Annotated in this window: 1 protein-coding gene; it reads left to right on the top strand. The window is 67.9% G+C overall.

The window, feature by feature from the left end; translation table 11 throughout:
• Positions 1-212: 212 nt before the first annotated feature.
• Positions 213-1,442 (top strand): IS110 family transposase, encoded by a 1,230-nt coding sequence (locus ACFV9O_RS40390; RefSeq protein WP_385428074.1) that lies wholly within the window; start codon positions 213-215, stop codon positions 1,440-1,442.
• Positions 1,443-1,482 lie beyond the last annotated feature (40 nt).

Genomic DNA, 1,482 nt, shown 5'->3' with positions numbered 1-1,482 from the left:
GCATCTGGGGCCCTTTCGGGGCGGCGTGATCTTGGGGAAAACTGGGTGTGCTGTCCGGTCGACGTCGGCTGGCCTTAGCGCGGGTGAGCCTGTTCCAAAGCAAGACGTGAGGGTCTCGGGCGCCGTGAACTGCCGCCTTGAGCGCGATCTTCAGACTCCATGATGTGAGCCCCTCCCGGACGGCCCTGACGGTCACTGCGAGGGGAGGCTTGGTGGAACGGATCGTGGAGCGGCCCGCGGGCCTGGACGTGCACAAGGACGTGGTCGTCGCCGAGGTGCACCTCCCGGGAGGGGCCATCGAGCAGGGAAGCTTCGCCACGACCACGCCCGGCCTGCTGGTGCTGCGGGACTGGCTGACCGGTCACGGTGTCACCCGCGTCGGGATCGAGTCGACCGGGGTGTACTGGAAGTGCGTGTACTACATGCTCGAGGACGACATGGAGGTCTGGCTGCTCAACGCCCGGCACATGCGCAATATCCCGGGCCGCAAGACCGACGTCGCCGACGCCTCGTGGATCTGCCAGCTGATCGAGTTCGGGCTGGTCCGCCCCTCCTTCGTCCCGCCGAAGCCGATCCGCGAGCTGAGGAATCTCACCCGCTACCGCAAGGCGCAGATCGAGGAACGCACCCGGGAGACCCAGCGCCTGGACAAGATCCTGCAGGATGCCGGGGTGAAGCTGTCGAGCGTGGCGTCCGACGTGCTGGGCAAGTCCGGCCGGGCGATGCTCCAGGCCCTGGTCGACGGCACCACCGATCCCGAGGTCCTGGCGGACCTGGCGATCGGCCGGCTACGGGCCAAGCTCCCCGCCCTGCGGGAGGCGCTCACCTCGCGCTTCACCGGCCACCACGCGCTGCTCGTCGCCGCGGTGCTGTCCAAGCTGGACTTCCTCGACGAGCTCATTGGCCGTCTCACCACCGAGATCGAAGAGGTGGTCGTCCCTTTCGCCCGGCAGGTTGAGCTGCTGGACACCGTCCCGGGCATCGACCTGCGGACGGCTCAGGGCCTGCTGGCTGAGTTCGGCGCCGACATGAGTGTCTTCGGGACCGCGTCACGCTTCGCGTCCTGGGCCGCGGTCTGCCCGGGCAACCACGAATCCGCCGGACGCAAACGCTCGGGAAGAACCCGCAAGGGCCCCAAGTGGCTCGCGATCTACCTCCACGACGCCGCGATGGGCGCCATCCGCACCAAGAACACCTACCTCGCCGCCCAGTACTCGCGGCTGCGGCCACGGCTCGGCCACGCCAAGGCCCTGGTCGCGATCGAGCACAGCATCCTCGTCTCGATCTTCCACATGTTCACCCGCGACGAGGCCTACCACGACCTCGGCGGCGACTACTTCCAGCGCCGCAACGACCCCGCACGCCAAGCACGCCGCCTGGTCAGCCAACTCGAAGCCCTCGGCTACCAGGTCCACGCCGAGCCTGCACCGGTCAGCTCCTAACGATCACTGACCAACCTGACCCATCCCGTTTTCTCTTCAG

The organism is Streptomyces sp. NPDC059909 (assembly GCF_042730885.1).
Classification (GTDB): Bacteria; Actinomycetota; Actinomycetes; order Streptomycetales; family Streptomycetaceae; genus Streptomyces.
The sequence above is the reverse complement of the archived record's forward strand: the minus strand, read 5'-3'. Positions and strand labels throughout refer to the sequence as shown.